At 72.3% G+C, this 18,691-nt stretch carries 15 protein-coding genes and 1 tRNA gene; 13 read left to right on the forward strand and 3 right to left on the reverse strand.

The genetic code is table 11. The features are described 5' to 3' along the window. Nucleotides 1-6 precede the first annotated feature (6 nt). A complete protein-coding gene (locus tag HGAM_RS05465) occupies nucleotides 7-1,476 on the forward strand; it encodes a DUF7059 domain-containing protein (protein ID WP_019144468.1) in 1,470 nt (489 codons plus the stop codon). Between the two features lie 10 nt (nucleotides 1,477-1,486). On the opposite strand, the gene HGAM_RS05470 is transcribed toward HGAM_RS05465, so the two are convergent. Together HGAM_RS05470 and HGAM_RS05475 are read right to left on the reverse strand one after the other, a co-directional pair. Further along, nucleotides 1,487-1,978: a GNAT family N-acetyltransferase gene (locus HGAM_RS05470; RefSeq protein WP_019144469.1), complete on the reverse strand. Its 492-nt coding sequence runs from the start codon at nucleotides 1,976-1,978 to the stop codon at nucleotides 1,487-1,489. 21 nt (nucleotides 1,979-1,999) lie between these two features. Further along, nucleotides 2,000-3,217, reverse strand: coding sequence for an MFS transporter (locus tag HGAM_RS05475; RefSeq protein WP_019144470.1), 1,218 nt, complete (start codon nucleotides 3,215-3,217; stop codon nucleotides 2,000-2,002). A gap of 107 nt (nucleotides 3,218-3,324) precedes the next feature. On the opposite strand from HGAM_RS05475, the gene topA reads away from it, so the two are divergent. From topA to HGAM_RS05495, 4 genes are all read left to right on the forward strand, one after another. After that, nucleotides 3,325-6,033 carry a type I DNA topoisomerase gene (topA, locus tag HGAM_RS05480; RefSeq protein WP_019144471.1) on the forward strand — a complete coding sequence of 903 codons (2,709 nt, stop codon included), beginning with the start codon at nucleotides 3,325-3,327 and terminating at the stop codon, nucleotides 6,031-6,033. 38 nt (nucleotides 6,034-6,071) lie between these two features. Next, a complete protein-coding gene (gene tmk, locus HGAM_RS05485; RefSeq protein ID WP_019144472.1) occupies nucleotides 6,072-6,725 on the forward strand; it encodes a dTMP kinase in 654 nt (217 codons plus the stop codon). 79 nt (nucleotides 6,726-6,804) lie between these two features. After that, nucleotides 6,805-7,959, forward strand: a complete 1,155-nt coding sequence (locus HGAM_RS05490) for a DNA polymerase III subunit delta' (RefSeq protein WP_019144473.1) — start codon at nucleotides 6,805-6,807, stop codon at nucleotides 7,957-7,959. A gap of 14 nt (nucleotides 7,960-7,973) precedes the next feature. Next, nucleotides 7,974-9,521: an alpha/beta hydrolase gene (locus tag HGAM_RS05495; RefSeq protein ID WP_019144474.1), complete on the forward strand. Its 1,548-nt coding sequence runs from the start codon at nucleotides 7,974-7,976 to the stop codon at nucleotides 9,519-9,521. Here HGAM_RS05495 and HGAM_RS05500 read toward each other — a convergent pair whose 3' ends face one another. Next, complete coding sequence (locus tag HGAM_RS05500) at nucleotides 9,522-9,812, reverse strand: chorismate mutase (protein ID WP_019144475.1); 291 nt, start codon at nucleotides 9,810-9,812, stop codon at nucleotides 9,522-9,524. Between the two features lie 94 nt (nucleotides 9,813-9,906). Between HGAM_RS05500 and HGAM_RS05505 the strand changes: the two genes are divergently transcribed. The 8 genes from HGAM_RS05505 (at nucleotide 9,907) to HGAM_RS05540 (ending at nucleotide 18,664) form a co-directional block, all read left to right on the forward strand. Continuing rightward, nucleotides 9,907-9,982: transfer RNA gene (locus HGAM_RS05505), tRNA-Thr, on the forward strand. Nucleotides 9,983-10,479: 497 nt separating this feature from the next. Next, nucleotides 10,480-11,481: an ABC transporter substrate-binding protein gene (locus HGAM_RS05510; RefSeq protein ID WP_019144476.1), complete on the forward strand. Its 1,002-nt coding sequence runs from the start codon at nucleotides 10,480-10,482 to the stop codon at nucleotides 11,479-11,481. A 136-nt stretch (nucleotides 11,482-11,617) separates the two neighbouring features. Further along, the gene (locus tag HGAM_RS05515; protein WP_019144477.1) at nucleotides 11,618-13,189 is read left to right on the forward strand and encodes a sugar ABC transporter ATP-binding protein; all 1,572 of its coding nucleotides are present in this window, start codon (nucleotides 11,618-11,620) and stop codon (nucleotides 13,187-13,189) included. Beyond that, complete coding sequence (locus HGAM_RS05520) at nucleotides 13,182-14,243, forward strand: ABC transporter permease (protein ID WP_019144478.1); 1,062 nt, start codon at nucleotides 13,182-13,184, stop codon at nucleotides 14,241-14,243. The genes HGAM_RS05515 and HGAM_RS05520 overlap by 8 nt, the downstream gene beginning before the upstream one ends. After that, nucleotides 14,240-15,238, forward strand: coding sequence for a galactofuranose ABC transporter, permease protein YjfF (yjfF, locus tag HGAM_RS05525; protein WP_019144479.1), 999 nt, complete (start codon nucleotides 14,240-14,242; stop codon nucleotides 15,236-15,238). Before HGAM_RS05520 ends, yjfF begins: the two co-directional genes overlap by 4 nt. Further along, nucleotides 15,235-16,284, forward strand: a complete 1,050-nt coding sequence (locus HGAM_RS05530; RefSeq protein ID WP_019144480.1) for a LacI family DNA-binding transcriptional regulator — start codon at nucleotides 15,235-15,237, stop codon at nucleotides 16,282-16,284. Before yjfF ends, HGAM_RS05530 begins: the two co-directional genes overlap by 4 nt. Next, a complete protein-coding gene (araB, locus tag HGAM_RS05535) occupies nucleotides 16,281-17,981 on the forward strand; it encodes a ribulokinase (protein ID WP_019144481.1) in 1,701 nt (566 codons plus the stop codon). The genes HGAM_RS05530 and araB overlap by 4 nt, the downstream gene beginning before the upstream one ends. A gap of 5 nt (nucleotides 17,982-17,986) precedes the next feature. Beyond that, nucleotides 17,987-18,664 (forward strand): L-ribulose-5-phosphate 4-epimerase, encoded by a 678-nt coding sequence (locus HGAM_RS05540; protein WP_038951582.1) that lies wholly within the window; start codon nucleotides 17,987-17,989, stop codon nucleotides 18,662-18,664. The last annotated feature ends 27 nt before the right edge of the window (nucleotides 18,665-18,691 follow it).

Genomic DNA, 18,691 nt, shown 5'->3' on the forward strand with positions numbered 1-18,691 from the left:
GGACGGGTGCTGAGCCCGTCCCACATCGCGTCCCTCCGGTCCGCCCTCGCGGCGGCCGGCTTCACCGTCGACGGCGTGTACGCCGTCCTGGGCGACGAGGCGCACCGCGCCCTGAGCCGCAACCAGACGGTCCCCGCGCTGCGCGCCACCGGTGGTGGCGCGCCCGTGGAGACGCTGACCCGGCTGTTCTCCCTGCAGGTCGCGGTCCCGCGCGAGCGGGCGGACGCGGCCCTGCCCGGGCTGGTCGAGCCGCTGGTCGCCGCCGGGATGCTCGACGCGTCCGGCGGTGAGGTGCGTGCCCTCGTGGACGTCCGCCCGTACGGCGACGAGGGGCACGACTGGTGGGTGGTCTGCGACCTCACGCCCGGCCTCACCGGCGCGCTCGGCGCCACCCGTCCGGACTTCGTGCTCGGCATCAGCGAGGCGTCCTCGTCCCTGGCCCAGCTCGCCCGCCGTGAGCCGGTCGGCCGCGCGCTCGACCTCGGCACCGGCTGCGGCGTCCAGGCCCTGCACCTGGCGCAGCACAGCGGCTCGGTCGTCGCCACCGACGTCAACCCGCGCGCGCTGGCGATGGCCCGGCTCACCGCCGCCCTCAACGGGATCGAGGTGGACGTCCGCGACGGCAGCCTCTACGAGCCGGTCGCCGGCGAGACCTTCGACCTGATCGCCACCAACCCGCCGTTCGTCATCTCGCCGCCCGACGGCGGCGAGCGGCTCGTCTACCGCGACGCCGGCATGCCGGGCGACGAGATGGTGCGCCGCGTGGTGAGCGGTGCCGCCGAGCAGCTCAACCCCGGCGGATGGTGCCAGGTGCTGGCCAACTGGGCGCACACCGACGGCGAGCCCTGGACCGAGCGGGTCCGGAGCTGGATCGAGCCCGCGGGCCTGGACGCGTGGGTGCTGCAGCGTGAGGTCGCCGACCCGGCCACCTACGTCGAGATGTGGCTGGCCGACGCCGGCCTGCGCACCGGCACCGCCGAGCACGCCGCGCGCTACGAGGCGTGGCTGGACTACCTGGCCGCGCAGCGCGTGACCGGCGTCGGCTTCGGCTGGCTGAGCCTGCGCAAGGCCGGGTCCGACCGTCCCGAGGTGCGGGTGGAGGAGTGGACCGGGGAGGTCGCGCAGCCGCTCGCCCCGGCCGTGTCGGAGTGGGCCCTCGCGGTCGACGCCGTCCGTGACGGCGACCTGCTGGCCACGCACTGGCGGGTGGCGCGCGACGTCGTCCAGGAGACGTACGGCCCGGTCGGGGCCGACGACCCCGAGGCGATCATGCTGCACAAGCAGACGGGGGTGCGCCGCACGCGCCGGCTGGACACCATCGGCGCCGGGCTCGTCTCGACCTGCGACGGCGACCTCGCCGCCGGGCAGATCCTGGACGCCCTCGCCCAGCTGCTCGACCAGGACGCCGGCGCGCTGCGCGAGCGCTACGCCCCGCTGGTGCGCGACCTCGTCACCGAGGGCTTCCTGACCGCCTAGCCCCGGCGCGTCAGCAGTCGAGCTGGAGGATCGCCAGGTCGAGCCAGCGGCCGAACTTGGTGCCGACCTCGCTCATCCGGCCGACCTCGCGGAAGCCGCGCCGCTCGTGCAGGCCGATCGAGAGCGTGTTGGTCGCCTCGATCATCGCCACCACGCGGTGCACCGCGTCGGCGCCGTGCGCCTGCGCGACGAGGGCGTCCAGCAGCGCGGAGGCCAGCCCGTGGCCCTGGTGGCCGGGGTGGACGTACACGGAGTTCTCGACCGTGTGCCGGTAGCCGGTCTTGGGCCGCCACGGTCCGTACGTCGCGTACCCGCCGACGACGCCGTCGCGCTCGGCCACCAGCACCGGGTACCCCGCCGCGGTGCGCTCGGCGAACCAGGCCTCGCGGTCGGCCAGGTCGACCGGCGTCTCGTCCCAGATGGCGGTGCTGTGGGCGACCGCCTCGTTGTGGATGGCCCAGATGGCCGGGACGTCGGACGCGGTCGCGGAGCGGACGGACATGCCGTGATCCTCCCGCACGGACTAGATGGGGGTGGACGCCGGCGAGCGTCGTGTCTGCCACACCACCAGGCCCATGGCCCCGAGCGCGACGACGGTCGCCACCGCGCCGCCGACGGCGAACCCGGCCCACGCGCCCTGGGCGTCCATGGCGGCACCGGCGAGCGGGGCGCCGAGCGCGCCCCCGGTCGTGAACGCGGTGCCCTGCCAGCCCATGGCCTCGCCGAGCCGGTCCGGCGGCACCAGCCGCGTGAGCCACTCGCTGGAGGCGGTCAGGGTCGGTGCGCACAGGGCGCCGGCCGGGATGACCAGCAGCGCCAGGCTCCAGACGTTCTGCGCGAAGACGGCCGGCAGGGTGAACAGGCCCAGCGCCAGCAGCAGGTAGGACGGCCGGATGGAGTGCGACCACGCGCCGTAGAGCAGCCCGCCGACCAGCGACGCGAGGCCCCACGTGCCGTAGACGACGCCGACCAGCGCGATCTCGTCCTGCTCGCGCAGCTCGGCGATGATGCCCAGGTCGGTGCCCATGAGCGCCACCATCGAGGCGGCCGAGATGACCAGCAGCAGCACGACCTTCGGCGTGATCCAGCCGCGGACGTCGTGCAGCGTCTCCGGACCGGCCGGGTCGGTCGCGACCGCGGCGCCCGGGCGTCCGGGGCCGGAGCGCAGGTCGGGGTCGAGCACCCAGAACATGACGCCGGCCAGCACGACGCAGCAGCCGATGCCGACCAGGGCGACCGACGGGCTGTAGAACGCCGCCAGGAAGCCGCCGACCGCCGGGCCGATGATGAAGCTCGCCTCGGCCATCGTGGAGTCGGCCGCGAACGCGGTGCGTCGCTGCGACTCCGACACCTGGGCGGTGAGCGCGAGCCGGACGATGGTGTGGATGGGGATGAGGAAGAGGCCGGCCAGGAAGGCCAGCGGCAGGAGCGCGAGGTAGGTCGGCACCAGGCCCAGGGCCGGGACGACGAGCGCGGTCACGACGATCGACGGGACGATCGCCCGCCGCAGCCCCGTGCGGTCGATGCGGCGTCCGCGCCACGGGGCGCCGATCGCGGCCCCGAGCGTCTCGCAGGTGGCGACCAGTCCGGCCTGCTTGTAGCTGCCGCCCATGCCCTCGGTGACCAGCAGCGTCAGCACGAGCGGGAGCGCCATCATCGGGATGCGGGCGAAGAACGCGGCGACGAAGATCGTGCGCACCTGACGGTCGGCCAGCAGCAGCCGATATCCCGAGAACTCCACCGGCGCATCCTGTCACGGCCGTCCATCCCTCAAACGCAGGGATTGACCGGACGCGTTACGGTGTGCGCGTCGAGCCACCGGGCCCGGCCAGATGAGAGGAACCCCCCTTGACCAGCCTCGTGATCGTCGAGTCGCCGAACAAGGTCCGCAGCATCGCGGGCTACCTCGGGGACGGCTACGTGGTGGACTCCTCGATCGGCCACATCCGCGACCTGCCGCAGGGCGCCGACCAGGTGCCCGAGAAGTTCAAGGGCCAGCCGTGGGCCCGCCTGGGCGTCGACATCGACAACGGCTTCGAGCCGGTCTACGTCGTCTCGGCCGACAAGAAGTCGCAGATCACCAAGCTCAAGAAGCTGCTCAAGGACGCCGACGAGCTCGTCCTGGCCACGGATGAGGACCGCGAGGGCGAGGCCATCGCGTGGCACCTGCTGGACGAGCTGAAGCCGAAGGTGCCGGTCAAGCGCATCGTCTTCAACGAGATCACCAAGGAGGCGATCCAGCGCGCGATCGCCAACCCGCGTGACGTCGACATGGACCTCGTGGACGCCCAGGAGACGCGGCGCATCCTCGACCGGCTGTACGGCTACGAGATCAGCCCGGTGCTGTGGAAGAAGGTCATGAGCGGCCTGTCCGCCGGCCGCGTGCAGTCCGTCGCCACCCGCCTGGTCGTCGAGCGCGAGCGCGAGCGCATGGCGTTCCGCACCGCGTCCTACTGGGACCTCGAGGCGACCTTCGACGCCGGTGCCGGCCACGACCCGCGTCGGTTCCCGGCCAAGCTGGCCTCGGTCGACGGCGCCCGCGTCGCCACCGGATCCAGCTTCGACAACACCGGCACGTTGACGGCCAAGAACGTCGTCCACCTCGACGAGGCCCGCGCCGGCGCGCTGGCCGACGCGGTGCGCGGCGAGACGTTCAGCGTCCGCTCGGTCGAGTCCAAGCCGTACACCCGCAAGCCGTACGCGCCGTTCCGCACCACGACGATGCAGCAGGAGGCGTCGCGCAAGTTCGGCTTCGGCGCCGCCCGCACGATGCAGGTCGCCCAGCGCCTCTACGAGGGCGGGCACATCACCTACATGCGCACCGACTCCACGACGCTGTCGCAGACCGCGATCACCGCGGCCCGCTCGCAGGTCAAGGAGCTCTACGGCGCCGACTACCTGCCCGAGAAGCCGCGCACCTACGCCTCCAAGGTCAAGAACGCCCAGGAGGCGCACGAGGCCATCCGCCCCGCGGGCGAGAAGTTCAAGACGCCCGCCCAGACCGGCCTGCGCGGCGACGAGCTGCGCCTGTACGAGCTGATCTGGAAGCGCACCATCGCCTCGCAGATGCTGGACGCCCGCGGCACGACCGCGACCATCCGCATCGGCTCGCAGGCCGCCAGCGGCGAGGACCTCGAGTTCGTCTCGTCCGGCCGCACCATCACCTTCTACGGCTTCCTCAAGGCCTACGTGGAGTCCGGCGACGACCCCGAGGCGCAGGGCGACGACCAGCAGACCAAGCTGCCGAACCTGTCCGAGGGCGACGCCGTCACGGCCGCCGAGCTCGGCCAGGCCGGGCACCAGACCAAGCCGCCGGCGCGCTTCACCGAGGCCAGCCTGATCAAGGAGCTGGAGGACCGCGAGATCGGCCGTCCCTCCACGTACGCCTCGATCGTCGGCACCATCCAGAACCGCGGCTACGTCTACAAGAAGGGCACGGCGCTCGTCCCGGCCTGGATCGCGTTCAGCGTCACCCGGCTCATGGAGGAGCACTTCGGCCGGCTCGTCCAGTACGAGTTCACCGCCGAGCTCGAGAGCGTCCTGGACGAGGTGGCCGGCGGCCGCGAGGACCGGGTCCACGTGCTGAAGGCGTTCTGGAACGGCGAGGGCGACCGCGACACCGGGCTCAAGCGCCTGGTCGAGGACCTCGGCGACATCGACGCACGCGGCCTGGCCACGTTCGAGCTCGGCGAGGGCATCGCCGTCCGCGTCGGCCGCTACGGGCCCTACGTCGAGGGCCCGCCCCTGACGAAGGCCGACGACGGCACCGAGACGCCGACCCGGGCCAACATCCCCGAGGACCTGCCGCCGGACGAGCTGACCCTCGACAAGGCCAAGGAGCTGCTGGCCACCCCGGCCGGCGCCGAGAACGTCCTGGGCGAGCACCCCGAGACCGGACTCACGGTCACCGCGCGGAACGGCCGCTTCGGCCCGTACGTCACCGAGGCGCTGCCCGACGACGCGCCCAAGGGTGCCAAGCCGCGCACCGCGAGCCTGTTCCAGACGATGTCGATCGACACCGTCACGCTCGACGACGCGGTCAAGCTGCTGACGCTGCCGCGCGTCGTCGGCACCGACGTCGACGGCAGCGAGATCACCGCGCAGAACGGCCGCTACGGGCCGTACCTGAAGAAGGGCACCGACTCGCGCTCCCTTGAGAAGGAGGAGCAGCTGCTCACCCTCACCGAGGAGGAGGCGCGCGCGATCTACGCCCAGCCGAAGACGTTCGGCCGCAAGGCAGCCAAGCCGCCGCTCAAGGAGCTCGGCGAGGACCCGGTCAGCGGCAAGCCGATCGTGGCCAAGGACGGCCGCTTCGGTGCGTACGTCACCGACGGCGAGTACAACGCGACGCTGCGCAAGGACGACGACGTCGAGACGCTGACGCACGAGCGCGCGGTCGAGCTGCTGGCCGAGCGCCGGGCCAAGGGGCCGGCCAAGAAGGCGGCGAAGAAGACCACCAAGAAGGCGCCGGCGAAGAAGGCCGCGGCCAAGAAGACGGCCGCCAAGAAGACCACCGCGAAGAAGACGACGGCCAAGAAGGCGACCAAGAAGTCCTGAGGCCCGGGCCGTCGGACGTGCCCCCTAGGATCGGGGGCATGGCCGACCGCTACACCTCCACCGGCGTCTTCCTGGCGCTCGAGGGCGGCGAGGGCGGCGGCAAGACCACCCAGGCCCGCCTGCTCACCGACTGGCTCGCCGGGCTCGGCCACGACGTCCTGCTGACCCGCGAGCCGGGCGGCACGCCGGTCGGCACCGAGCTGCGCCGCATCGTGCTCGACCCGGCCACCGGCGCGCTCAGCCCGCGCACCGAGATGCTGGTCTACGCCGCCGACAAGGCCGAGCACGTCGACGCCGTCGTGCGTCCCGCCCTCGACGCCGGCCGCGTGGTGCTGACCGACCGCTACGTCGACTCGACCATCGCCTACCAGGGCGCCGGCCGGGCGCTCGACCCCGCCGACGTCGAGCAGGTCGCCCGCTGGGCGACCGCCGGCCTGCGCCCCCACCTGACGATCGTGCTCGACGTCGACCCGCGCCTGGGCCTGTCGCGCGCGGGCGCGCCCGACCGCATCGAGGCCGAGCCGCTGGAGTTCCACGAGCGGGTCCGGGCGCACTTCCTGGCGCTGGCCGGACGCGACCCCGAGCACTACCTCGTGGTGAGCGCCGACGACGACCCGCAGGCCATCCACGCCGCCATCCGCCGCGCGGTCGAGCCGCTGCTCGCCCAGGCCGTCGCGGGGGCTCGCCGATGACGCGCGAGCGGAGCGAGCGAGCCGTCCAGGCTCTCATCGGCCGACGTCCGTACCCTGCGCTCTTCACGGAGGTCGGCCGATGACCGTGTGGGACGAGCTGGTCGGCCAGGAACCGGTGGTCGAGGTGCTGCAGCGTGCGGTCGCCGCGGCCTCCTCCGGCGGCAGCGGCATGACTCACGCCTGGCTGTTCACCGGGCCGCCGGGCTCGGGCCGCTCCAACGCCGCGCGCGCGTTCGCCGCCGCGCTGCAGTGCGAGCGCGGCACCGGCTGCGGTGAGTGCCACTCGTGCGTCACGGCCCGGGCCGGCAGCCACCCCGACATCACCCTGATCAGCACCCAGGGGCTGAGCATCGGCACCGACCAGGCCCGCGAGGTCGTGCGCGCCGCGTCGCTGCACCCGTCGTCCGGACGCTGGCAGGTGCTGGTCGTCGAGGACGCCGACCGACTCACCGACCAGGCGGCCAACGCGCTGCTCAAGGCCATCGAGGAGCCGCCGCCCGCGACCATCTGGATGCTGTGCGCCCCGGCGGTCGAGGACGTCATCGTCACCATCCGCTCGCGCTGCCGCTCGGTCGTGCTGCGCACGCCGCCGGCCGCGGCCGTCGCCCGGCTGCTCGTCGAGCGCGACGGTATCGACGCGCAGGCCGCGCGCGAGGCCGCGCAGGCGTCCCAGGGGCACGTCGGACGCGCCCGCGCCCTGGCCACCAAGGACGAGGTGCGCCGCCGCCGGCGGGAGATCCTCGAGCTGGCTGGCTCGCTGCGCACCCCCGGATCGTGCCTGCGCGCCGCGGCGACGATCCACGAGCTCGCCGCCGACCACGCCAAGGACCTCGCCGACACCGCCGACGCCAAGGAGCTGGCCGACCTGCGCGCGGGCTGGGGCGTGGAGGACCGCGGCAAGCGTCCGGCCGGCTACGCGGGCGCGCTGTCGGCGCTCGAGAAGGAGCAGAAGCGACGCCGCACCCGGCTGTCGCGCGACGCGATCGACGGCATGCTGCTCGACCTGCTGTCGCTGCAGCGCGACGTCCTGGCCGTGCAGCTGGGCTCGGTGCGCGACCCGTCCGGCCTGGTCAACGCCGACGTCGCGGGCGAGGTGCAGACCCTCGCGCGCCTGGGGACGGCGGAGTCGACCCTCCGCCGGGTCGATGCCATCCTCGAGTGCAGGGAGTCGGTGGCGGCCAACGCGGCCCCGCTCCTGTGCCTGGAGCGCATGATGCTCGCGCTCGCCGCCTGACCCAGGAGACCGCCGTGACCCGACTGCGCCCCTACCTGCTCCCGCTCGCCGTCGTCGTGGTCGTCGGGGCGATCGTCGCGGCCCTGGTGCTCGTGCTCGAGCGCGACCGGTCCACCGCCGCGGCCCCCGAGCCCACGGGGGAGAAGGGCCCCGCCGGGCTCGAGCGGTTCTACGGCCAGCAGCCGGAGTGGACCGACTGCGGCGACGACGACGCCCGCTGCGCCTGGATCGAGGTGCCGCTCGACTACGCCGAGCCGATCGGGAAGACCATCCGGCTGCGGGCCCGCGAGATCCCGGCCACCGGCGACGACGTCCAGGGACACGTGGTGGTGAACCCGGGCGGCCCCGGTGGTGCGGCGCTCGACTTCGCCGGCCAGGTCGCCGCCGTGCTCGACGACGACGTGCGCGAGACGTACGGCGTCGTCGGCGTCGACCCGCGGGGTGTCGGCTCGAGCGAGCCCGCGCTGGACTGCCTGACCGACGCCGAGCTGGACGCCTGGACCCAGGTCGACTCGACCCCGGACGACGACGCCGAGGTCGAGGCACTGCGGGAGGCGTCGCTGGACTTCGGCCGCGGGTGCGTCGACCGGTCCGGCGCGCTCGCGTCGCACGTGTCGACCGTCGAGGCCGCCCGCGACCTGGACGTCGTCCGGGCCGTGCTCGGCGACGACGAGCTGACCTACTACGGCGCCTCCTACGGAACGTCGCTCGGCAGCACCTACGCCGCGCTGTTCCCGCAGAAGGCGGCCCGGCTGGTGCTCGACGGCGCGATCGCCCCCGACCTGACGCCCGCGGAGGGCGCGCTGGGGCAGAACGAGGGGTTCCAGCGGGCGCTCACCGCCTACCTGGAGGACTGCGTGGCCGACGACTGCCCGCTGGGCGACGACGTCGAGTCCGCCGAGCAGACGCTGGGCGACGCCATCGAGGAGCTCGACGCGAAGCCGCTGAAGGTCGGCGACCGCGAGCTGACGCAGACCCAGGCCTTCTACGGGGTCGCGACGCCGCTGTACGGCGAGCAGAACTGGCCGATCCTCACCGCCGCGCTCGGCCAGCTGCTCGACGGCAACGGGGCCGGGCTGCTGCAGCTGTCGGACTTCTACTTCGACCGGGGGCCCGACGGCCGCTACGCGAGCAACAGCGCCGAGTCGTTCCGGGCCATCTCCTGCCTCGACGCGACCGGGGAGCCGGCGCCGTCGCCGGACGAGGCGGAGCGCCTGGCCGACCAGCTGCGCGAGGTCTCGCCGGTCTTCGGCCCGTTCTTCGCCGGCGACTCGTCCGGCTGCGAAGGCTGGCCCGCCCGCAGCGAGGCCGCGCAGGCCGAGCTCGACGTCGCGGCGCCCGGTGCGCCGCCCATCCTGGTCGTCGGCACCACGCGCGACCCGGCCACGCCGTACGAGTGGTCGCAGCGGCTGGCCGACGCGCTCGACTCCGGCGTCCTGCTCACCCGTGAGGGCGACGGGCACACCGCGCTCGGCCAGGGCAACGAGTGCATCGACGACGCGATCGCGACCTTCCTGCTCGACGGCGAAGCGCCGAAGGACGGGACGGTCTGCGAGGAGTAGCTACTCCTCGCGAGCGGCCTCGTGGTGGCGGATGACCTCGTCGATGATGAAGTTCAGGAACTTCTCCGCGAACGCCGGGTCGAGGTCGGCGTCCAGCGCGAGCCGGCGCAGCCGCTCGATCTGCTGGCGCTCGCGCTCGGGATCGGCCGGCGGGAGATCGTGCTCGGCCTTCAGCCGGCCCACGCGCTTGGTGCACTTGAACCGCTCGGCGAGCAGGTGCACGAGGGCCGCGTCGATGTTGTCGATGCTCGAGCGCATCTCGTTCAGGTCGGCGCGGATGTCGTCGGTCACGGGCACGATCCTAGGCCGACCCCCGATTTCGGTTCCGCGAACCCCTGCGGCTAGACTCGGTGACCGGTCCGGCGGGCGATCCTCGCCAGGCCTCGCCGCCTTAGCTCAGTCGGCAGAGCGTCTCACTCGTAATGAGAAGGTCGTCGGTTCGATTCCGACAGGCGGCTCCACCCGAAGCCCTCGTCCCCAGGACGAGGGCTTCGTCGTTCGTGCGACTGAGTCGGAGAGCGGTCCCACTCCGTCATGAGAAGGTCGTCGGTTCGATTCCGACAGGCGGCTCCACCCGAAGCCCCAGCCCTCGTGGCTGGGGCTTCGTCGTGTCTGTAACTGACTGAGTCGGAGAGCGGTCCCACTCCGTCATGAGAAGGTCGTCGGTTCGATTCCGACAGGCGGCTCCATCCGAAGCCCTCGTCCCCAGGACGAGGGCTTCGTCGTTCCCGGTCCCTGAGCTTGTCGAAGGGGCGAGGCGGACCGGGCACCAGACCGGAGATCTCGTGGCGCCGTGCGGCCCCGCACGTGCGGAGATGCGGTCACGTGAACGCTCACATTCGGAACGCCGATTTCCCGCAAAGGGGTTGACGACTCGTAATGTTAACGTTCACACTCGCTGGAACGTGACACCGGTCACAGTGGGCGGAGACCGCCCCTTCACCCCGAGGAGCACCCAGTGTTGAAGAAGACCTTGATCGCCCTCAGCGCGATCCCACTCACCGTGCTGTCGCTGACCGCGTGCGGCTCGGACTCGGACTCCGGCGACGGTGGCGGCTCGCAGGGCGGCGGCGCCATGACGATGGGCTTCGCCCAGGTCGGCGCCGAGAGCGGCTGGCGCACGGCCAACACCAAGTCGATCCAGGAGAGCGCCGAGACCGAGGACGTCGATCTCAAGTTCACCGACGCCCAGGGCAAGCAGGAGAACCAGATCCAGGCGATCCGCTCCTACATCCAGCAGAAGGTCGACGTGATCGCGTTCAGCCCGGTCGTCGAGACCGGCTTCGACGCGGTCCTGCAGGAGGCGAAGGCGGCCAACATCCCGGTGATCCTCACCGACCGCGCCGTCGACGTCGCCGACAAGTCCCTGTACAAGACGTTCCTCGGGTCCGACTTCGTCCTCGAGGGCGAGAAGGCCGGCGAGTGGCTGGTCGAGAACGCCAAGGACGCCGACGGCAACGGCGACGGCACCATCAACGTCGTCCAGCTCGAGGGCACCACCGGCGCCGCGCCGGCGATCGACCGCGCCGAGGGCTTCGCGAAGGCGATCGGCTCCGACGACACGATCAAGGTCACCGCGTCCCAGACCGGCGACTTCACCCGTGACGGCGGCAAGCAGGTGATGGAGTCCTTCCTGCAGTCCGACGACGGCATCGACGTCGTCTTCGCCCACAACGACGACATGGGCCTGGGCGCCATCGAGGCCATCGAGGCGGCCGGGCTCAAGCCGGGCGAGGACGTCAAGATCATCACGATCGACGCGGTCAAGGACGGCATGCAGGCCCTCGCCGACGGCAAGATCAACTTCATCGTCGAGTGCAACCCGCTGCTCGGCCCGCAGCTGATGGACCTGGCCCAGAAGGTGCTCGACGGCGAGGAGGTCCCCGACCGGGTCGTCACCGAGGAGACGACCTTCACCCAGGAGCAGGCGAAGGCCGCGCTCCCGGACCGCCAGTACTGATGAGCGGCACGTCCGGGCTCGTCGGCCGCACGTCCCCTCGTCCGAGGTGACGAGACCCGGAAGGCGCCGGGCCCGTCCGGACCACACGGCCGGGCCCGGCGCCACCCCTGCGAGGAACCACCCAGAGAGGAACGCGATGACGCAGCTGACGCGGTCGGAGTCCGTGGCCCCACCCGGGACGGATCGACAGCCCGTCATCGAGATGCGCGACATCTCGATCACCTTCGGGGCGGTGACGGCGCTCGACCAGGTGTCCGTCCGGCTCTTCCCCGGCGAGGTGCACGCGCTGATGGGCGAGAACGGCGCCGGCAAGTCCACCTTGATCAAGGCGCTCACCGGCGTCTACTCGGTGGACGCCGGGACGGTGCTCGTCGATGGCGAGCAGCACGAGTTCCACTCGCCGGCCGCGTCCCAGGCCGCCGGCATCAGCACGGTCTACCAGGAGGTCAACCTGGTGCCGAACCTGACCGTCGCCGAGAACATGATGCTCGGTCGCGAGCCCCGCCGGTTCGGCGCGATCAACGTGCGGGCGATGAACCGCAGCGCCCGCCGCACGCTGCTCGAGCTCGGCCTGGACATCGATCCCGGCTCGGTGCTGGAGGAGCACCCGATCGCGGTGCAGCAGCTGGTCGCGATCGCGCGCGCCGTCGACGTGCAGGCCAAGGTGCTCATCCTCGACGAGCCCACCTCCAGCCTCGACGCCGACGAGGTCGAGAAGCTGTTCACGGTCATGCGTCACCTGCGCGACGAGGGCGTGGCGATCGTCTTCGTCTCGCACTTCCTGGACCAGGTCTACGAGATCGCCGACCGCATGACGATCCTGCGCAACGGCCGCATGGTCGAGGAGCGGATGGTCGCCGAGACGTCCCGGCTGGAGCTGGTGCGGCTCATGATCGGCCGTGAGCTGGAGACGCTGGACCGGCTCGACCGCGCACCACGGACCGAGGCCGAGACCGGAGCCCCCGTGCTCACGGCGGTCGGGCTGGGCCGCAAGAACACGCTGCAGGCCACCGACCTGGAGCTGTTCGAGGGCGAGGTGGTCGGTGTCGCCGGACTGCTCGGCTCGGGGCGCACCGAGCTGGCCCGGCTGCTGTTCGGCGCCGACCACGCCGACACCGGCGAGGTCGCGGTCAGGTCCGAGAAGCGGCGCCTGCGCAGCCCGCGGCACGCCATCGACCGCAAGATCGCGTTCTCCAGCGAGAACCGCAAGTCCGAGGGCGTGGTCGGCGACCTCACGGTGGCCGACAACATGCTGCTGGCCCTGCAGGCCTCCCGCGGCTGGTTGCGGCCGCTGCCGCAGGCGACCCGCACCCGGCTGGTGCAGGAGTACATGGCGGCGCTGGACATCCGTCCGGCCGACCCGACGGCGCTGATGCGGAACCTGTCGGGCGGCAACCAGCAGAAGGTGCTGCTCGCCCGGTGGCTGATCACCCAGCCCGAGATCCTCATCCTGGACGAGCCGACGCGCGGCATCGACATCGGCGCGAAGGCGCAGATCCAGGCGAAGGTCGCCGAGCTTGCCGAGAAGGGGATGGCGGTCGTGTTCATCTCCGCCGAGCTGGAGGAGGTCCTGCGGCTCAGCGACCGGCTCGTGGTCATGCGCGACCGCCGCAAGATCGACGAGCGGCCCAACGACGACGTCAGCGTCCGCGACGTCCTGGAGATCATCGCGGGCGAGGCCCGTGCGGAGGGGGAGACCGATGCCTGAGTCCGCGACGCTCGTCCGGCGCGCGCTGCAGCACCCGCTCGTGTGGCCGGTGCTGGCGCTGGCCGTGCTGGTGCTGGTCAACGTCCTGGCCAAGCCGACGTTCCTCAACGTGCGGATGCAGGACGGCCACCTCTACGGCAACGTCATCGACATCCTGCGCAACAGCGCGCCGATCATGCTCGTCGCGCTCGGCATGACCCTGGTCATCGCCACCCGGGGCATCGACCTGTCGGTGGGGGCCATCGCGGCGATCGCGGCGGCCATCGCCTGCACGCGCATCGTCGGCGCCGGTGACGAGGGCGCCCTGGTCACCGCCGTCGCGGCGACGACGTACGCGCTCGTGGTGTGCCTGCTCCTCGGGGCGTGGAACGGCTTCCTGGTGTCGGTGCTGGGGATCCAGCCGATCATCGCGACGCTCATCCTCATGGTCGCCGGCCGCGGCATCTCGATGGCGATCACCGACGGGCAGATCACCACGGTCAACAACCCGTGGTTCAGCGACCTCGCGTCCGGGTTCGTCCTGACGTTGCCGCTCGCCTTCCTGATCGCCGCCGGGATGATGCTGCTCGCGGCCGCGCTGACCCGGCGCACGGCCCTGGGGATGCTGATCGAGGCCGTCGGGATCAACCCCGAGGCCAGCCGCCTGGCCGGCGTCCGCTCGCGGACGATCATCTGGACCGTCTACGCGTTCTCCGGTCTCTGCGCCGGCCTGGCCGGGCTGGTGATCGCCGCCAACACGAACTCGGTGAACGCCAACAGCCTCGGCCTGTGGATCGAGCTGGACGCCATCCTCGCCGTCGTCATCGGGGGCACGTCGCTCATGGGCGGCCGCTTCTCGCTCGCCGGGACGTTCGTCGGGGCGCTGTTCATCGCCACCCTGGCCCGCACGATCCCCAACATCGGCATCCCGTCCGAGGTCAACTACCTGTTCAAGGCGATCGTGGTCATCGCGGTGTGCCTGCTCCAGTCGCCGAAGGCGCGCGCGATGCTGCGCCCGCACCGTCGCGCCGCCGCTCCCCGCCCCACCACCGCGAAGGCAGGTACCCCCGCATGAGCGCCGTCACCGTCCCCCCGTCGACCTGGGACCGGGTCCGCGGGTACGCGCCGCCACCGCGCTACCTGCCCATCGTCGCCACCTTCGCGCTGTTCCTGGGCCTGTACGGCCTGGGCGGCATCCGGTACGAGGGGCTGAGCGACCCGCAGGTGCTGCTGAGCCTGCTGCTGGACAACGCGTTCCTCATCGTGCTGGCCGTCGGGATGACGTTCGTCATCCTCACGGGGGGCATCGACCTCTCGGTCGGGTCGGTGGTCGCGCTGTCGACGATGATCGCGGCCCGGACGCTGCAGATGGGCTGGTCGCCGTACCTGGCGATCGCCGCCGTCCTGGTCACCGGCACCCTGCTCGGCCTGCTGATGGGCGTGCTGGTCCACTACTTCGACATCCAGCCGTTCATCGCCACGCTGGCCGGGCTGTTCCTGGCCCGCGGCCTGACCTACCTGATCAGCGTCGAGTCGATCTCGATCACCGACACGACGTTCACCTCGCTCGCGTTCAAGACCGTGTACATCGGCGAGTACTACCTGCGCTGGACCGCCATCGTGGCGCTGTTGACCGTCGCGGTCGCCGCCTTCGTGCTGGCCCGCACGCGCTTCGGGCGCACGGTCTACGCCATCGGCGGCAACGAGAGCAGCGCGATGCTGATGGGCCTGCGGGTCGCCGCGACCAAGGTGGGCGTGTACGTCATCAGCGGCTTCTGCGCCTCGCTCGCCGGCCTGCTGTTCTCGCTGTACATCCTGTCGGGCAACAGCCTGCACGCCGTCGGCATGGAGCTCGACGCCATCGCGGCGGTGGTCATCGGCGGCACGCTGCTGACCGGCGGACGCGGCTACGTCCTCGGCTCGCTGCTCGGGGTCCTGGTGCTGGGGATGATCAAGACGCTCATCTCCTTCGACGGCACGCTGAGCTCGTACTGGATGCGCATCATCACCGGCCTGCTACTGCTGGCCTTCGTCATCGTCCAGCGGTTCGCGACCAGGCGGCAGCGGTGAGCCGGGCCACGCCGCCGCCGTCGGCGCCGCGCAGCCCGGTCATGGCCGACGTCGCCCGTCTCGCCGGCGTCTCCCACCAGACGGTGTCGCGGGTCATCAACGGCCAGGACAACCTGCGTCCGGCGACCCGGCAGAAGGTCGAGGAGGCCATCCGCCAGCTGGGCTACCGGCCCAACTCGGCCGCACGGGCCCTGGTGACGCGACGGTCGGCCACCATCGGCGTGATCGGCTCCAAGAGCGGCTTCTGGGGACCCTCGACCGTGCACCGGACGATCCAGGCGGCCGGGCGGGAGGCGGGCTACTTCGTCAGCTCGGCCAACCTGCAGAGCCTCACGCGCGACGAGCTCGTCGACGCCATCGACCACCTGCGCGACCAGAGCGTCGAGGGCATCGTGCTGATCTCCGCGACCGACGAGGCGCTCGAGGTGGCGCGGGCCCAGGAGCACCTCGGCGTCCCCGTCGTGGTGGTGGAGGGCGAGCCGGCCAAGACCCGCTGGACGGTCGGCGTCGACCAGGTGGCCGGCGCCGAGCTGGCCACACGCCACCTGCTCGAGCTCGGCCACACGCGCATCGTCCACCTGGCCGGCCCGCCGGACTGGACCGAGGCGCGCGGTCGCCAGCTCGGCTGGCAGAACGCCATGACGGCGGCCGGGCTGGAGCCCACCGAACCCGTCGTCGGCGACTGGTCCGCGGCGAGCGGGTTCGAGGCGGGACGCTCGATCGCCGCCCGCGACGAGGTCACCGCGGTGTTCTGCGCCAACGACCAGATGGCGCTCGGCCTCCTGCGCGCGCTCCACGAGGCCGGACGCTCCGTCGACGCGCCGGCGGGCGGCGTCAGCGTCGTCGGGTTCGACGACATCCCCGAGGCCGCGTACCTCATCCCGCCGCTCACCACGGTGCGCCAGGACTTCCAGTCCGTGGGCCGCCGGGCGATCGAGATCCTGCAGGCCGCGCTGGCGGACCAGCCGGCTCCGGAGAGGCTGATCAGCCCCGAGCTGGTCGTCCGCGTCAGCACCGCCCCCGTGGGAGAGGACCAGCGCTCATGAGCGACGACCGGGACGACCAGTACGTGGTGGGCGTCGACTTCGGCACCCTCTCCGGCCGGGCCGTGGTGGTGCGCGTGTCCGACGGCGCCGAGCTGGGCACGGGGGTGCACGCGTACCCGCACGCCGTGCTCGAGGACGTGCTCCCCGCGCACCTGGCGGGCGTCGAGCGTCCGCTCCCGCCCGAGTGGGCCCTGCAGGTGCCCGAGGACTACCGCGAGGTGCTGCGCGTGGCCGTTCCCGCGGCGGTGGCCGCGGCCGGGATCGATCCGGCCCGCGTGGTCGGCATCGCCACGGACTTCACCGCCTGCACCATGGTTCCCACCCGCGCGGACGGCACCCCGCTCAACGAGGTCGACGGGCTCGCCGACCGCCCGCACGCCTACGTGAAGCTCTGGAAGCACCACGCCGCGCAGCAGCAGGCCGACCGGATCAACGAGCTGGCACGGCAGCGCGAGGAGCCGTGGCTCGGGCGCTACGGGGGACTGATCTCCTCGGAGTGGGAGTTCGCCAAGGGCCTGCAGATGCTCGAGGAGGACCCCGCGGTCTACGACCGGATGGACCACTGGGTCGAGGCGGCCGACTGGATCGTCTGGCAGCTGTGCGGCACGTACGTCCGCAACGCGTGCACGGCCGGCTACAAGGGCATCCGCCAGGAGGGGCGGTACCCGGACCCGGAGTTCCTGGCGCAGCTGGCGCCCGGCTTCGACCGGTTCGTGGCCGACAAGGTCGAGCACCGCATCGGCGCGCTCGGCGACGTCGCCGGCACGCTCACCGCGGAGGCGGCCCGCTGGACCGGTCTGCCCGAGGGCATCGCGGTCGCGGTCGGCAACGTGGACGCCCACGTCACAGCGCCCGCCGCCCAGGCGGTCGGACCCGGTCAGATGGTGGCGATCATGGGCACCTCGACCTGCCACGTCATGAGCGCGGAGGTCGTGCGCGAGGTGCCCGGCATGTGCGGCGTCGTCGACGGCGGCATCGTCGCGGGCCTGTGGGGCTACGAGGCGGGCCAGAGCGGGGTGGGCGACATCTTCGGCTGGTTCACCCAGCACGCCGTCCCGCCGGCCTACGTCGAGACGGCCGCCGCCGCGGGCGAGTCGGTCCACGAGCACCTCACCCGGCTGGCCGCGGCGCAGGAGGTCGGCGAGCACGGGCTCGTGGCGCTCGACTGGCACTCGGGCAACCGGTCGGTGCTGGTCGACCACGAGCTCTCCGGGCTCGTGATGGGGCTGACCCTGGCGACCCGTGCCGAGGACGTCTACCGGGCGCTGCTGGAGGCGACCGCCTTCGGCACGCGGGTCATCGTGAACGCCTTCCGCGACAGCGGCGTCCCGGTCGAGGAGCTCATCATCGCCGGCGGGCTGGCGCGCAACGCGCTGCTCATGCAGATCTACGCGGACGTCACGCGGCTCCCGCTCTCGGTGATCGGCTCCGCGCAGGGGCCCGCGCTGGGCGCGGCCATCCACGCCGCCGTCGCCGCCGGCGCGTACCCCGACGTGCCCACCGCGGCCAAGCAGATGGGCCGCGTCCGCCGGCACGTGCACCTCCCGGACGAGCGCCGGTCGAGCGCCTACGACGCCCTGTTCGAGGAGTACCAGGCGCTGCACGACCACTTCGGCCGGGCCACCGGCTCGATGCGCCGGCTCAAGGGCATCCGTCGCGAGGCCGTGGCCCGCCGGCGCACGGCGCAGGCGCGGTGACGACCATGACGATCCTGGCCGACGTGCAGGACGCCCTCCGCGAGCTGCGTCACGAGGTGTGCGCGCTGCACGAGCAGCTCACCCGCTACCAGCTCGTCGTCTGGACCGCGGGCAACGTGTCGGCCCGCGTGCCGGGGCACGACCTGCTCGTGATCAAGCCCAGCGGAGTCGCCTACGACGCGCTCACCCCCGAGAACATGGTGGTGTGCGACCTGGACGGGCGGGTCCTGGAGGGCGACCACGCGCCCTCGTCCGACACCGAGGCGCAGGCCTACGTCTACCGCCACATGCCGCACGTCGGGGGCGTGGTGCACACCCACTCCACGTACGCGACCGCGTGGGCGGCGCGCGGCGAGCCCGTCCCGTGCGTGCTCACCATGGGGGCCGACGAGTTCGGCGGCGAGATCCCGGTCGGCCCGTTCGCGATCATCGGCGACGACTCCATCGGCCGGGGCATCGTGGAGACCCTGCAGGACAGCCGCTCGCCGGCCGTCCTCATGCGCAACCACGGCGTCTTCACCATCGGGCCGACCGCCCGGGCCGCGGTGAAGGCGGCGGTGATGTGCGAGGACGTGGCCCGCACCGTCCACGTCTCGCGCCAGCTCGGCGAGCCGATCCCGGTCGAGCCGCAGCACGTCGACGCCCTCTACGAGCGCTACCAGAACGTGTACGGCCAGCGCTGAGCCCGCCGGCACCGCCAGCGTCCACGA

Origin of the sequence: Aeromicrobium massiliense JC14 (assembly GCF_000312105.1) — a bacterium.
Lineage (GTDB): Bacteria > Actinomycetota > Actinomycetes > Propionibacteriales > Nocardioidaceae > Aeromicrobium > Aeromicrobium massiliense.

What these genes read in the sequence shown, in the direction of transcription:
- HGAM_RS05470 (WP_019144469.1), bottom strand. Translation starts at nt 1,978, where the DNA reads ATGTCCGTCCGCTCCGCGACCGCGTCCGACGTCCCGGCCATCTGGGCC.
- tmk (WP_019144472.1), top strand. Translation starts at nt 6,072, where the DNA reads ATGGCCGACCGCTACACCTCCACCGGCGTCTTCCTGGCGCTCGAGGGC.
- HGAM_RS05490 (WP_019144473.1), top strand. Translation starts at nt 6,805, where the DNA reads ATGACCGTGTGGGACGAGCTGGTCGGCCAGGAACCGGTGGTCGAGGTG.
- HGAM_RS05515 (WP_019144477.1), top strand. Translation starts at nt 11,618, where the DNA reads ATGACGCAGCTGACGCGGTCGGAGTCCGTGGCCCCACCCGGGACGGAT.
- HGAM_RS05520 (WP_019144478.1), top strand. Translation starts at nt 13,182, where the DNA reads ATGCCTGAGTCCGCGACGCTCGTCCGGCGCGCGCTGCAGCACCCGCTC.
- yjfF (WP_019144479.1), top strand. Translation starts at nt 14,240, where the DNA reads ATGAGCGCCGTCACCGTCCCCCCGTCGACCTGGGACCGGGTCCGCGGG.
- araB (WP_019144481.1), top strand. Translation starts at nt 16,281, where the DNA reads ATGAGCGACGACCGGGACGACCAGTACGTGGTGGGCGTCGACTTCGGC.
- HGAM_RS05540 (WP_038951582.1), top strand. Translation starts at nt 17,987, where the DNA reads ATGACGATCCTGGCCGACGTGCAGGACGCCCTCCGCGAGCTGCGTCAC.